The organism is Aequorivita lipolytica, from assembly GCF_007997135.1.
GTDB lineage: Bacteria > Bacteroidota > Bacteroidia > Flavobacteriales > Flavobacteriaceae > Aequorivita > Aequorivita lipolytica.
Genome location: NZ_VORU01000001.1, coordinates 155,215 through 170,354, shown reverse-complemented (window position 1 = coordinate 170,354; position 15,140 = coordinate 155,215). Strand labels below are relative to the sequence as shown.

Annotated in this window: 11 protein-coding genes; 1 reads left to right on the top strand and 10 read right to left on the bottom strand. The window is 39.6% G+C overall.

All coding sequences use genetic code 11. The features are described from left to right. The 10 genes from ESV24_RS00700 to ESV24_RS00655 all read right to left on the bottom strand — a co-directional run bounded on the left by ESV24_RS00700 (nucleotide 1) and on the right by ESV24_RS00655 (nucleotide 14,399). Complete coding sequence (locus ESV24_RS00700; RefSeq protein WP_111813448.1) at nucleotides 1–1,332, bottom strand: cytochrome P450; 1,332 nt, start codon at nucleotides 1,330–1,332, stop codon at nucleotides 1–3. Nucleotides 1,333–1,340: 8 nt separating this feature from the next. Then, nucleotides 1,341–2,363 carry a Holliday junction branch migration DNA helicase RuvB gene (gene ruvB, locus ESV24_RS00695; RefSeq protein ID WP_111813446.1) on the bottom strand — a complete coding sequence of 341 codons (1,023 nt, stop codon included), beginning with the start codon at nucleotides 2,361–2,363 and terminating at the stop codon, nucleotides 1,341–1,343. Between the two features lie 235 nt (nucleotides 2,364–2,598). Next, nucleotides 2,599–4,428, bottom strand: coding sequence for a cytochrome c oxidase subunit I (locus ESV24_RS00690; protein ID WP_111813444.1), 1,830 nt, complete (start codon nucleotides 4,426–4,428; stop codon nucleotides 2,599–2,601). Between the two features lie 21 nt (nucleotides 4,429–4,449). Next, nucleotides 4,450–5,511: a cytochrome c oxidase subunit II gene (locus tag ESV24_RS00685; RefSeq protein WP_111813442.1), complete on the bottom strand. Its 1,062-nt coding sequence runs from the start codon at nucleotides 5,509–5,511 to the stop codon at nucleotides 4,450–4,452. A gap of 28 nt (nucleotides 5,512–5,539) precedes the next feature. Next, entirely contained in the window at nucleotides 5,540–6,916 is a 1,377-nt protein-coding gene (locus ESV24_RS00680; protein ID WP_111814094.1) for a quinol:cytochrome C oxidoreductase, read from the bottom strand. Nucleotides 6,917–6,941: 25 nt separating this feature from the next. After that, nucleotides 6,942–7,601 (bottom strand): c-type cytochrome, encoded by a 660-nt coding sequence (locus ESV24_RS00675; protein ID WP_111813440.1) that lies wholly within the window; start codon nucleotides 7,599–7,601, stop codon nucleotides 6,942–6,944. Between the two features lies 1 nt (nucleotide 7,602). After that, nucleotides 7,603–8,139 carry a DUF3341 domain-containing protein gene (locus ESV24_RS00670; protein ID WP_111814092.1) on the bottom strand — a complete coding sequence of 179 codons (537 nt, stop codon included), beginning with the start codon at nucleotides 8,137–8,139 and terminating at the stop codon, nucleotides 7,603–7,605. Between the two features lie 2 nt (nucleotides 8,140–8,141). Further along, nucleotides 8,142–9,944: an NrfD/PsrC family molybdoenzyme membrane anchor subunit gene (gene nrfD, locus ESV24_RS00665; protein ID WP_111813438.1), complete on the bottom strand. Its 1,803-nt coding sequence runs from the start codon at nucleotides 9,942–9,944 to the stop codon at nucleotides 8,142–8,144. Between the two features lie 36 nt (nucleotides 9,945–9,980). Further along, nucleotides 9,981–13,046, bottom strand: a complete 3,066-nt coding sequence (locus ESV24_RS00660; RefSeq protein WP_111813435.1) for a TAT-variant-translocated molybdopterin oxidoreductase — start codon at nucleotides 13,044–13,046, stop codon at nucleotides 9,981–9,983. Between the two features lie 30 nt (nucleotides 13,047–13,076). Next, nucleotides 13,077–14,399, bottom strand: a complete 1,323-nt coding sequence (locus ESV24_RS00655; protein ID WP_111814090.1) for a c-type cytochrome — start codon at nucleotides 14,397–14,399, stop codon at nucleotides 13,077–13,079. Between the two features lie 317 nt (nucleotides 14,400–14,716). Between ESV24_RS00655 and ESV24_RS00650 the strand changes: the two genes are divergently transcribed. Beyond that, a complete protein-coding gene (locus ESV24_RS00650; protein ID WP_111813433.1) occupies nucleotides 14,717–15,112 on the top strand; it encodes an SPOR domain-containing protein in 396 nt (131 codons plus the stop codon). Nucleotides 15,113–15,140 lie beyond the last annotated feature (28 nt).

Below are 15,140 nucleotides of genomic sequence, written 5' to 3'. Positions count from 1 at the left end.
TTATCTGAAATTAAATTCCAAAATAGCGTTTTTCGGTTTAAGGGTAATCAGTGGTTTTATTTGAATTGGCGTTTTCTTTTCAGAAATTTTATAGGTTTTTGTGATTTCTGCAATTGCTAAAATCATTTCGTACATCGCAAAATTATTGCCGATGCACATTCGCGGTCCCGCACCAAAGGGAAAGTACTGACCTGAAAAATGATTGGGGTTTACTTTGGAAAAACGTTCAGGCTTAAACTTTTGGGGTTCGTCCCAATTTTTTGGATCTGTATGTATTTCTTTCAATGAAAACAAAAGGCTGGAATTCTTCGGTATAAACAAACCGCCAAATTCATCCTCCTCAATATTTACGCGGTCTATAAAATAGGCTGGCGGATAAAGGCGAAGTGATTCTTCTATCACGTTTTTCGTAAACGGACAATTTTTTATAAAATCCATTAAAGATTCAGAATTGCTCTTCGCCTTTGTTACTTCAGCAAAAAGCGTTTCTTGAATTTCAGGATTTCGGGCTAATAATTCGCAAGTAAATGTGAGCGCATTTGAAGTTGTTTCGTGACCTGCTGTGAATAGAATTAGTATTTCATCAATAAGCTGTCCGTCTTCCATCGCGCTTCCATCCTCATATCTAGCGTCCAAAAGCATATCCAGCAAATCATCCTCGCGATTTCCGGATTTCCGTCTTTCGTTTACAAGTTTTTTCAGAATATTACGTGCCTCGTCAGATTCAGAAACGTGTTTTTTAATTTGTCCGGTTAGTTTAAACCACCATCCTAAATAAGGCTGGCGCAATTCCTTAACCAGCATTTGCTGCGCAGCCTCTGTTATATGCTGAAGTTTATTAATTTCAGTTTGGTCTACAGCACTGCTAAAAAGTGATTTTACAACCGTTTGAAAAGCAAGGTCGTTGAAAACGGGGAAAATATCCTTCGGCTTTCCAGTTTCAATTTTAACCAACTCAGCCTTTATGGCATCCTGTAGCGTATCCAGTAAATTTATCAATTGTTTTTTATGAAACGCCGGCTGGATAAGTTTTCGCTGTTTTTGCCAAAGTTCACCTTCCGAAGTTAGAAGTCCGCGACCCACATACTTTACTAGATCACGAGTTTGTATAGGCGATTTTGTATAATTTCTATGATTTTTCTGAAGTGCATATTGGGCAAAACCCGCATCGCGCGAAAAGACAACAGATTTTCCAAAACCAAGTTTTAAGCGAAAAGTATCGCCTTTGGTTTCAAAATTTTTATGGTGAAACGGTAAAGGGTTTTTGAGTATCTGTGTGGAGTGAATCAGAAACCGGAAAGCAGACACCGAGGGAATTTTCTTTGCTTCCATATTTTTATTTAAAATAATCCGCCCTGGGTTGGGCCTTTTAATTTGCCGAGGTGCTTGTATGCGGCTTCGGTTACTTCACGCCCGCGTGGCGTGCGCATTATAAAACCTTGCTGGATTAAAAAAGGCTCGTAAACTTCTTCAATAGTTTCGGGACTTTCGGAAACTGCGGTGGCTATCGTTGTAATCCCGACTGGGCCGCCTTTGAATTTATCAATTATTGTTCTGAGGATTCTGTTGTCCATTTCGTCCAGACCGTGGGCATCCACGTGTAAGGCTTCCAAACCATATTTCGCAATTTGGATATCTATTTTTCCGTTTCCTTTTATTTGGGCAAAGTCTCTGATTCTGCGTAAAAGTGCGTTGGCTATTCTAGGGGTGCCACGACTCCTGCCAGCTATTTCAATTGCTGCCTCCATCGTGATGGGAACATTTAAAATTCCTGCACTTCTTTGCAAAATAGTGGTAAGCAATTCCGTGGTATAATATTGTAACCTTGAAGAAATTCCGAATCGAGCACGCATGGGTGCGGTCAATAAACCTGAACGCGTGGTCGCTCCAATAAGTGTAAATGGATTTAGATTTATTTGAACCGAACGCGCATTGGGTCCAGATTCAATCATAATATCAATTTTATAATCTTCCATTGCGGAGTAGAGGTATTCTTCAACAATGGGGCTTAGTCTGTGTATTTCATCTATGAACAATACATCACGCTCTTCAAGATTAGTCAGCAATCCTGCAAGATCTCCAGGTTTATCTAGCACTGGGCCTGAGGTTACGCGAATGTTTACACCTAGCTCATTTGCAAGAATATAGGCAAGTGTTGTTTTTCCCAATCCGGGAGGGCCGTGAAATAAGGTATGATCTAACGCCTCACTTCGCTGATTTGCTGCTTGTACAAAAATTTGAAGATTCTCCAAGGCCTGATCCTGCCCCGTAAAATCATCAAAACTAAGAGGACGTAGTTTTTTTTCAATATCAAGTTCCTGTGGTGATAGATTTTCTCCGGTGGGATCAAGGTTTTCGTTCATATCACAAATATAGCAATACTAAGGATTGCTATTAAAAAAAGAAAGCCATACTTTTCAGTACGGCTTTCGAAATAAACTGTAGATTCCTCACTTCCTACATATTATTAACTCAATAGTGTAAAGATAATGCAAATGGAGTAAAATTTTACTACGTAGTACTACGCAATATATACGTAGAAAGTAAAAGCCCCTTCAACTTTGAAAGGGCTTTGTAATCTAGCTATTTTTTGCACTGTTAATGATCCAGTTCATCCTCATTATCCTGAAGCGGAACGTTCTGTGGAATAAAATCCTGACCAGGAATTACGTAATCGCTTTCGTCTTTATTCAACTTACTGTAATCGTAAGACCAGCGATAAACGTGTGGAATAGGACCATCCCAGTTTCCGTGAATGTGCTTCAACTCGGTTGTCCATTCTAAAGTTGTTGCATTCCAAGGGTTTTTAGACCCCATTTTCCCATAGAACATAGAGTATATGAAATTGTAAAGAAATACCACTTGAACAGCAATCGTAATGATGGCGAAAATAGTCATAACCACATTTATATCTGCCAAGTCATCAAAATAAGGGAAGCTCGTGTTACTGTAATATCTACGTGGAAGTCCCGCTAATCCGACAAAGTGCATTGGGAAGAAAATTCCGTAAGCACCTATTGCTGTTACCCAAAAGTGGATATAGCCCAATTTTTTGTTCATCATTCTTCCTTCGAACATTTTTGGGAACCAATGATACACACCTGCCAAAAATCCATAAGCAGCCGAAATACCCATTACCAAGTGAAAGTGAGCCACGATAAAATAAGTATCGTGAATGTTAATGTCTAATGCACTATCACCCATAATAATTCCTGTTAGACCTCCAGTTATAAACGTAGAAACGAAAGCAATGGACCAAAGCATGGCTACGTTCATCTGCAGTTTACCGCGCCACAGTGTAGTGATCCAGTTGAAAGATTTTACTGCGGAAGGAATTGCAATCAAAAGTGTTGTAAAAGTAAATACCGATCCCAAAAATGGATTCATACCTGAAATAAACATGTGGTGACCCCAAACGATAGTAGATAAGAAAGCAATGGCTAAAAGGGAGGCTACCATGGCACGATATCCAAAAATAGGTTTTCGGGAGTTGGTTGCCATAACTTCGGAAACGATTCCCATTGCGGGAAGAATCACGATATAAACTTCCGGGTGGCCAAGAAACCAGAAAAGATGTTCAAACAATACAGGAGAACCTCCTTGATGGTGCAAGACTTCACCTGCTATATAAATATCTGATAGGAAAAATGACGTACCAAAACTCCTATCCATTATCAACATTAAAGCTGCTGAAAAGAGAACAGGGAAAGAAACAACGCCAATCATTGCGGTTATGAAGAAGGCCCAAATAGTAAGGGGGAGTCTCGTCATAGACATTCCTTTGGTTCGCAAGTTTATAACAGTAACAATAAAGTTAAGAGAGCCAAGCAAGGAAGATGCAATGAAAATTGCCAAAGAGATCAACCAAAGTGTCATACCAGCACCAGATCCTGGAATAGCCTGGGGCAATGCACTAAGTGGCGGATAAATAGTCCAACCTGCAGATGCCGGTCCTGCTTCAACAAATAGTGAGCACATCATAATAAAACTCGAGATAAAGAACAACCAATAAGAAACCATATTCAGGAATCCTGAGGCCATATCCCTTGCTCCAATCTGTAAAGGAATTAATAGGTTACTGAATGTTCCACTCAGTCCTGCAGTCAATACAAAGAAAACCATTATAGTTCCGTGAATGGTAACCAAGGCCAAGTAAACGCTTGGATCCATTACTCCGTCTGTTCCCCATTTGCCCAAGAATATTTCAAAAATGGTAAATTTGTGATCTGGCCAAGCCAGCTGCAATCTGAAAAATAACGACATCAAGATACCGACGACACCCATGAATATACCGGTAATCATATATTGCTTTGAGATCATTTTATGATCTGTACTAAATATATATTTAGTTACAAAGGTTTGTTTATGATGATGCCCGTGATCGTCGTTGTGATCTTCTACTGCGTGGACCTGTGCGTGTGCTGACATATCTTTTTAAGCTAATATTATTTATTTTGTAAGTTGTTCTGCAAGAGATGGCTGTTCTGCCAACCAAGAATTATAATCCTCTTCTGACTCTACTATTATCTTCATTTGCATATTGTAGTGGCTAATACCACAAATCTTGTTACATAAAAGTACGTAGTCAAATTCATAAGTTTCCAAAGGCTCTTCGCCGTTAACGGCAAGCGCTGCGCTTTTTTCTTTTCTGATGTTGTTAATGTTTGCAACCTTTTCAACAATATGATCATTTTGTCTCATTTCAGCCGTTGTTACTGTAGGGGTAAATGCAAACTGGGTTATCATCCCCGGAACGCAGTTCATCTGTGCTCTAAAGTGCGGCATATATGCGGAGTGCAGTACATCCTGGGAGCGCATTTTGAACAAAACTTTTCTTCCCACTGGCAAATGCAGTTCGGTAACTATTTTGTCATCCTGCCCGTTCGGATCTGCCGGGTCAACCCCTAGTTGGTTAACACCTTCAATTAATCGAACGTTCGCCTCGCCCAGTGTATTGTCATTTCCGCCGTAACGTGCTTTCCAGTTAAACTGCTGTGCATATAACTCTACAATTAACGGATCGTCATCTTTATCAACGTTCATTATGTCGGTCCAAGTAAAAAGACCATAAATAATGAGACCAGCAAGTACAATTACCGGAATAATAGTCCAAATAAATTCCAATTTATCGTTATCGGCATAAAAAGTGGCTCTTTTCACTTTATTGCCACGATATATAAAAGCGAAGTAATGCAGAACTCCTTGGGTTATAATTCCGACAAAGAAAATGAGGATCATCGAGATCAACATGAGATTGTCTATTCTCGATCCGTGCTCAGAGGCAGAATCCGGCAAAAGGGTGTCTGACCACAACCAAAAGGAAACAATGGTCAGAATGTAAATAAATGCCAAAAAGCCCATCATCAAGTAACCTTGAGTATTGTTGTCCTTATCCGAAGCTATTTCGGAATTAACAGAAGGCTTAACCTGCGCCAATTGAAATATCCTGCTCATTTGCCAAACAGAAATTCCAAAAAGAATAATTACTAATACAACTAAAAATGCGGTCATCTTAAAATATCTTCTTTAAACTAAATTATTAAAAATGGTAGTTTTCACTTTCTTTAATGAACGGATCATTTTTCGGTCTTAAAGAAACTTTCCCAAGTCCTGTACCTACAACGAAAATGAATAACCCCATAAAGAACAACAATGCTGCAATCTCTGGTATACCGAAATACCAATTATGGCCTACTGTGGAAGGCATCACTAATAAGAAAATATCTATATAGTGACCCACCAATATGAATACAGCAGCAATAACAACAAACCAAGGCACTCTCTTATAATCACTATTCATCAAAACTAGAATAGGGAATACAAAATTAAGTATAAGCATACCGAAAAACAACAATTTATATTCTTGTATTCTTATAATAAAATAGGTTACCTCCTCAGGTATGTTTGCGTACCAGATAAGCATAAACTGACTGAACCATAAATAAGTCCAAAAGATACTGAAGGCGAACATATATTTAGCTAAATCATGCAAGTGTTTATCGCTTACAAAAGGGATGAGTCCAAGGCTCTTTAAATGTATTGTTGTTAAAGCAAGAACTGTAATTGCCGAAACGAACATACTTGCAAAAATATACCAAGGAAAAAGTGTACTGTACCAATGCGGCGTCATAGACATAAACCAGTCCCACGACATTGTTGCTTCCGTTATTAAAAAGAATATAAGGAAAAATACTGAAGCCTTGAAATTTTTTCTATATGATGCGTAGTTATTAGACTCAGCCTGTGCCAACGAATTTTTTCTCGAAAAATAACGATATAGGTTCCATCCCAGTAAATATATAACCCCACGAATTACAAAAAAGGGAAAATTTAAATATCCAGCTTTCCCCTGTAGAATTTTATCTCCGGCTACCAATTCTTCATTTTGCCAAGGAAAAAAATGGGTTCCTGCAAATACAACAATCAAAAAGACAATTATTGAACCGGGCAATAAATAGGAAGTAATCCCTTCCATAATTCTATAGAGCACAGGAGACCAACCAGCTTGAGAAGCGAATTGAATTGCATAAAATACCAATACACCCAGTGCAATCATCATAAAGAAGAATGCAGCAACAAGAGTTGCCGACCAAGGTCTGGTTTGTAATTGGTGTAAAAGATGCTCTTCGTGGGAAGCGACTCCATGGCCTTCGGGCTTCAAATCGGTTGCATGCTCCATGGCATTTTCCGAATAGCCCTCTTCGCCGCGGGCAGTATCTACAAAATTTGCAGTATGTTCTTCGCCGTCTCCAGCAACTTCGTGCCCCTCACTGTGATGACCTTCCTGCGCGGCCATTATCTCTTTAACATCTTCAATAGTCTTGGGGGTCGTGAGAAAACCATAGGTCATTCCTACAAGTCCAAGAACCATTATAATGATAGAAAACAGTTTTAATTTACTAGGTAGCGTGTACATATCTTTAGCCATTCTCTTTAATTGCTTACTTTTTTTCTACTTCGGAGGCAGTAACAGCTTCCGTATTTTTTTCTTCTGAAACATTTGTTGAATCCTTCATTGCACTTGTAGTTTCCAGAATTCCTGGCTCACCGTTAAGGGCGGCTTTCAGATTCATTACATGCATGGCTATTTGCCAACGCTCTTTTTCACTCACTTGTCCAGCATAAGAGCCCATAGCATTCAAACCGTACATTTGCACGTGATAAATACCTCCCGGTACAATATTACGTCCAGCGTCTGCATAACTAGGGATACCAAGAAATTTTTCTCGTGTTGCCAAAATTCCTTTACCGTCTCCTTTATCTCCATGACAAACGGCACAGTAGTATGTATAGAGTTGGCTTCCTACTGCCAAATTTTCTTCGGTAACTGGGTATGGGTTTGATAATTCCGCCTTAGCAAGCTCCAGTCCCGCCGTGCTGTTTTCATAATCATAAGGCGAATAATTACGAGGTACAGTATTGTCTGGCGGGCGCATTGCCTCTTGTTGGTCTGGAAAAATCTCATAAGCCCCGTATGTTTCATAGCCAACTGGCTCGTACATGTTGGGAAAATATTGATAATTCGGTTTTTTATCGTTAAAACAAGAAACCATGGTTGCAGAAGCAATAATGGCAATTACTATGTTTATTAATGTTTTCATATTAATGGTCTTGCTCGTTTTCAATTAAACTAATTTCCGATGCACCCGTATCATATAAGAACTTGGTAAGCTTTTCAACATCGTGGTTATCGGCATCAACTTCCATAAGAAAATGATCATCTGTTGTGCGCAGATCTGGATTTTCAGCTTTTTTAAATGGCCATAACTTACTTCTCATATAGAAAGTGATCACCATTAAATGCCCAGCAAAAAATACGGTAAGCTCAAACATAATAGGAATAAATGCAGGCATGTTTTGATAAAATGTAAAGCTTGGCTTGCCTCCTATATTCTGCGGCCAGTCCTGTATCATTATATAATTCATCATCAATACGGCAACAGATAAGCCCAGAAGACCATACAAGAATGAAGTGATAGCTATTCGGGTTGGGGCTATTCCTACAGCATGGTCTAGACCGTGTACTGGGAAGGGTGTAAAAACCTCTGAAATATGATAATTTGCCGCACGGGTTTGTTTAACGGCCTGCATCAACAGGTCATCATCTGTATAAATTGCGTGTATCTTTCTTGAAGCCATAATTAGTTCTTGTTTTTTAGCATTAGTGCCTGCCCAGCCCAATCGTCGCGTTTGGCTCTTCCAGGGAATTCACTAATTATCTCATCCAGTAAATCGTATTCGCGGTCGGTCATTCGGCTTACTTGGTCAAAGGTGAAAATTCCAATTTGATGAAGTTTTTGTTCCATAACTGGCCCAATTCCATTAATTTTCTTAAGATCATCCTGCTTTTGAACTTCAGGATTAAAAGTACCTACCCCACTAAGCAAAGTATCAATTTTACCTTTGTGAAGTTCTAAATCCACGCTGTTATTTTCTAAATCTTCTTCATCCGAATCATCAAAGACGGTATCAAAATGTTTTCCTTCCACATTGGCGGCAGGTCCCGCATCTGCTGGATATTCTTCTACTTTTTGAATGTGACTGGAATCATCTCCATGTTCCGCACGCAATCTTTTAAAAGACTCACCAGATGACTTCAAAATTGTTTTTACTTCTGCCTGTGCAATTACTGGGAATGTACGGGCGTATAATAAAAAGAGTACAAAGAAGAAACCGATAGTTCCAATAAAAGTACCGATATCTACAAAGGTAGGCTGGAACATAGCCCAAGAAGATGTAAGTCTATCTTTACTAACGTTCACCACAATAATATCAAAACGTTCAAACCACATCCCGATGTTTATTATTAACGCCACAAAGAATGTATACACGATGTTTCTTCTAAGCTTTTTAACCCATAGGGTAAGTGGCACCACGAAGTTACAAATGATCAATGCCCAAAATGCCCACCAGTAGGGCCCTGTAGCAGCGCCGAAGGATAAATACGTATAGTTTTCATAAGGTACTCCAGAATACCAACCTATAAAGAACTCTATGGCATAGGCCACGGTCACAATTCCACCCGTTAGTAGAATTACCTTGTTCATATACTCAATGTGTAGTACTGTTATGTAACTTTCGAGATGCGAAACTTTTCGCATAATTATGAGTAGTGTTTGCACCATCGCAAAGCCAGAGAAGATTGCACCTGCCACAAAATAGGGAGGATAGATTGTACTGTGCCATCCCGGCACAACAGATGTAGCAAAGTCAAAAGATACAATGGTATGTACAGAAAGTACCAGTGGCGTTGCTAAACCTGCTAACACAAGGGATACTTCTTCAAAACGTTGCCAATCTTTTACACGACCGCTCCATCCAAAACTAAGTATTCCGTATATTTTCTTTTGAAATGGGCTGTTTGTTCTATCACGAATCATTGCGAAATCTGGTAGCAGGCCCGTCCACCAGAATACTAATGATATGGATAAATAGGTTGAAATTGCAAAAACATCCCAAAGAAGTGGTGAGTTGAAGTTTACCCACAATGATCCGAATTGGTTCGGAATTGGAAGTACCCAATATGCTAACCAAGGACGCCCCATGTGTATAATTGGAAAAAGACCTGCCTGAACAACAGCGAAAATTGTCATCGCTTCCGCAGAACGGTTAACTGCCATTCTCCATTTTTGACGGAAAAGCAACAATACCGCAGAAATAAGTGTTCCTGCGTGACCAATACCTACCCACCAAACAAAGTTAGTAATATCCCAAGCCCATCCAATGGTCTTGTTCAATCCCCATACTCCGATTCCGGTTGAGACTGTATAGATAATACATCCCAATCCCCACAAAAATGCTACTAGGGCAATGGTAAAAACTATCCACCAAGATTTATTGGCCTTCCCTAGAATGGGAGCCCCAACATCTACACTAATGTCATGATAGGACTTTTCTCCCAGAACCAAAGGCTCTCTAATAGGTGCTTCGTAATGTGACGACATATATAATTCTTAAAAATTGGTTCTTGATTAAATTTTTTATGCTTCGGATGTATTTCTAACAATCATTTGATAGAAAACATTTGGCCGTGTTCCTACATTCTCTAACAAATGATACATACGGTCATTATCCTTCATCTTCAAAATTTCAGATTCTTTATCATTTACATCTCCAAAAACGAGAGCTTCTGTTTGGCAAGCCCTTGAACAGGCTGTGTGGAACTCTCCATCTTTAACAGGTCTCCCATCACGCTTAGCATCGAGAATTGTTTTTTGTGTTATTTGGATACACATAGAGCATTTTTCCATAACACCACGTGAACGCACTACAACATCCGGGTTAAGTACCATTCTTCCAAGGTCATTGTTCATATTATAGTCAAACTCATCGTTTTCATTATATAAAAACCAGTTGAATCTTCGTACTTTATATGGACAGTTGTTTGCGCAGTAACGCGTACCTACACAACGGTTATAAGCCATTTGATTCTGGCCTTGCCGCCCGTGAGATGTAGCCGCTACGGGACAAACAGTTTCACAAGGTGCGTGATTACAATGCTGGCACATTACCGGTTGAAAGGCAACTTGTGGATTCAGATAAGCTGGTTCTTCTACAACATCATAAAAGTCAAATGCAGGAAGATTTTCGAGAGTATCAATTTCTTCTTGGAAAGTCTCACCTGCTGAATAATATCTATCAATACGCAACCAATGCATATCACGGAACTTTCTAACCTCTTCTTTCCCAACTACAGGAACATTATTTTCGGCGTGGCAAGCAATAACACAAGCACCGCAACCGGTACAGGCATTAAGATCTATGGAAAGGTTAAAATGATGCCCAATGGTATCATCAAAAGGAGTCCAGATATCTGCTTTTTTGTCACGCACCTCAATAGGAGCATGATCGTAATCTACCACAGGAACTGCGTTCCAATGGCTAATATTTTTTGTGTTGAATATTTCTAAAGTTGTGTCCTTGATAATATCGTCACTGCGCCCTGCCATTGTGTTTTGTAGCTGTACGCAAGCAAACTCGTGCATTCCACTAGCCTTTTCTAAATTCACTTTTTGGATCTCAGAAAAGTTTTGGTAGAGCGGGTAGGCATTAACACCGGTTTGCATTTCTTCTTGTATGGCAGCCGTTTTTCCATACCCCAAAGCTAAACCGACCGATCCTTTAGCCTGTCCGGGCTGGACAATTACAGGCACGTTTTCAATTACCACAGTACCCAATTTCACATTTACATAACTACCGTTCAAGGCACCATTGGATACGTGAAAATTTTCTAGCTCCAAAGCTTCCGCATCGGCTGCAGAAATTGTCAAGTAATTATCCCAAGAAGCTCGAGTTATTGGATCTGGAAATTCTTGCAACCAAGGGTTGTTGGCTTGTTGGCCATCACCTAATCCTGTAGAGGTATAAAGTGTAAGCTCAAAATCGCCTTCTAGTGAAGGTGAAGAAACAGCGCCATTTGAAGTGCTATCTTCCATTAAGGTTATACCTTTTGCAGGCATACCTTCTTCCATGTTTACTTCAACATCGCTAATTAAAATGCCAGCCTCAAGAGTTTTGTTCCAAGAGCTTCCTTGCAGTATAGAAGCAGTCCAACTTTCTTTTATATAATCGTAATAATTTTTTGAATTACCTGTCCATTTCAATAAGCAGTCTTGAAATTGACGCGTATTGAACATTGGACGAATGGTAGGCTGCGCAAGGCTGTATGTCCCTTTTTTAAGTTGCATATCACCCCATGATTCAAGATAGTGCGGTGTGGCAGCGACCAATTTTGCAAGGGAAGCGGTTGCATCCTGCTTCATTGCAAATGCAAGGGTCATGTCAAGTTTTTTGTAACCTTCTGTAAATTCCTTACTATTTGGGAAAGAATAAACAGGATCTACACCCACTGTGATCATGCCTTTAATGCTACCTGAAACAACGCCATTAACAACGTTCATAACTTCACTATTGCTCGATTGTCTTATAAGCAACGGTTTGTTTGAATCCATAGCTTCACTGTTTGCATTAAAATTTAATGCAGCAGTTTGCGATTCAACATCTGGAAGTCCTGTTACAAGCAAGGCTTTACTTCCAGCTTTCTGAAGTTGTGCTTTTGCTTTATTTACTGCGTCTGCTAAATTAGCAGGCAGACCAGAAGCACTCCCACCAGTTAACGCCTTCACAATTTGCATTTGTTGCGAAGGGGTTGCAAGAACGCGCTTATCTGCCTTCCCTCCACTTAAAGTTAGGTTGGCTTCAAACTGAACGTGTCTAGAAATTTTTCCGTTTTTTGGAATTCTGCCTTGGGCGTATCCCTTGCTGTAACTTCCACCTTGCCAATCGCCCAAGAAATCTGCACCCACAGAAACAATTACATCGGCCTTTGAAAAATCATAGTCTGGCAATGCACGTGTTCCGTATTTGGTCTGAAAAGCGTCCAAAGCCGCTGAATAGGACACAGTATCATAAACTACGTGACGTACGTTTGGATATTTTGCGGTAAATTCAGCAATTAATTTTGAAGTAGATGGACTGGCAAATGTTTGAGTAAGCAGCACAACATCTTTCCCAGCCATTTCATTCATCTGCTGCGCTACGGCAGTATCAAATTCTGGCCAGCTAACCACAGCTCCATCGACCATTGGTCCGGACATTCTATTTTTATCGTATAATGAAAGTATTGAGGCGTGTACGCGCGCATTGGCACTACCACCAGCATTCACCGCTAAATCGTTTCTCTCTACCTTGATTGGGCGACCTTCGCGGGTCTTTACCAAAATGTTTGCGAAATCAAACCCATCTGCCATTGTTGAAGCATAATAATTTGCTACCCCTGGCACAATCTCATTTGGTTGAACAACGTATGGGATTGATTTAACCACTGGACCCTCGCAAGCTGCTAAAGTTGCTGCAGCTGTTGAGAAACCCATATATTTTAAGAAATCACGACGTGTGGTGGAAGAAGACTCTAACGCTTCTTTATTGCCAAGAAAGTCGTCCGTAGGTATTTCGTTTACAAACTCATTATCCTGAAGCGCCTTAACAATGGCACTGTCTTCGTTAAGCTGTTCGACACTTTTCCAGTATTTCTTGTTTGATGCCATATTAGTATCTATAATAATCTTTTTAATTAATTAATAGTGACATTTGCCACATTCCAATCCACCCATTTCGGCGATTGTCAGCTTTTCAATTCCATATTTCTTGGAGAGCTCCTCATGTATCTTTGCGTAATAATCATTTGTCGCCAAGTTAACGTTGGTCTCTCTGTGGCAATTAATACACCAGCCCATTGTAAGTGGCGCAAACTGCTCCACAATTTCCATTTCCTGTATTTCTCCATGACAGGTCTGGCAAGCAATTCCAGCAACAGTAACGTGCTGTGAGTGGTTAAAATAAGCAAAATCTGGTAAGTTGTGAATACGAATCCATTTAACGGGCTCAGTCTTTCCAGTATATTCTTGATTCTCTGCGTCCCAACCCACGGCTTTGTATAATTTTGCTATCTCGCCGTCGTAAAATTCTTTTGAATACTCTTCGGTAGCCGTTTCAGGAGCAACTTCCGCAATATTTTTGTGGCAATTCATACAAACATTCAAAGAAGGAATACCTGAATGCTTGCTTTTTCTTGCTGAACTGTGGCAGAAATTACAGTCTATCTGGTTCTCACCAGCGTGAATTCTATGTGAATAATGAATAGGTTGCACTGGAGCATATCCTTGGTCAACGCCTACTTGCATAAAATAACCATAACCGAAGTAAGCGCCAGAGAGCAAAAGAAATATTGAAAACACCAAAACCAAGAATTGGTTTTGAATAAAGGCTTTCCAAATAGGAGTGCGCTTTTCTTTTTCTTCATAAACAACGCCATTTGCCTCCGCAATTTTTTTAAGTGTATTGGTAACTAAGAAAAGCATAATAACCAACAACAAGAAAATAAGCAATAAGGCGCCAATAACGAGCGTGTTTGAAACTGACCCCCCGTCATTTGACGCAGCCGTGGTTGTAGTCTCTACACCCGCAGCGGCAACAGGCTCAGCTTTAGGCTGATCAGTATAAGCAAGAATATTGTCAATATCAGTTTCAGAAAGCGCTGGAAAAGCTGTCATCACGGCTTTATTATTCTCTTCAAACAATTTTACCGCTAGCGCATCACCAGAAGCGATAAGTGCTTGACTATTGTTGATCCATTTGTATAACCAGTCACGATCATATTTTTCCCCGACACCTCTAAGAGCAGGCCCAACAGCCTTTTTGTCCATCTTATGGCAAGCCGCACAATTGGCCTTAAACAAAGACTCACCTGCTGCAACATCACCCCCAGCACTATCAGAAGCAACCGCAGTATCTGCTACTGGTGCATCTTGAGAGTGTATAGAAGTTGAAAAAGTTAGTAAAAACACTAACAAAAGAAGTGGCAATTTTGAGCGTAGATGTGTAAAATTCACCTTTTTCATCTGTTGAATATATTGTTTTTTATTGATCAGTGGAATTCGCATAAAAATCATTTCGGCTATTTTCGAAACTTTTTGAAGTGCTCATTTCATTGCTAATGATTAATTTATTATCGATAGATTTGGAACAGAATTAATTACGAATTTCTGAAATCTCAATGCTCATTCCGTACCACAAATAAAGGCACAAAAGTACATTATAAAGTCGATTTTGAAAATGCAAACAAAGTGTTAACTATTAATTTATATTTGTTCTAAATAATATTTAGAGTGTACACAGAGTTATTAAGTTTTACCTTTGTACTAAAAGAAATTTGCTTATGAGCCTACAAACGTATTCTAAACTTTTTATTACCAGTATTTTAATCACTTTGCTATCCGGTAAAAGTCTTGCCCAAAGCGCTACATTGACCGTTAATGTTGATTCTAAAATTACCCAACTCCTAGACCTCAAGAAAGATTTGGAAAAGGAAAACAAACTTTCTGACGGTTATACAATACAACTCTATTACGGCGAATTGGACAAAGCTAATCAAACTCTTCGCAAGTACCGCGGCAGTTATGGCAACTGGCCTGCATCTATTGAATATGAAACACCAAACTATAAAGTTTGGGCAGGAAACTTTTCCGCGAGAATTGAAGCAGAGCGTGCGCTAATAGAAATTCAAAAGAGTTTTTCTGCTGCGTTTATTTTAAAACCGGAAAGACGGAAATGATGCCTTTAATACTTTAGCTTTCTTTTCC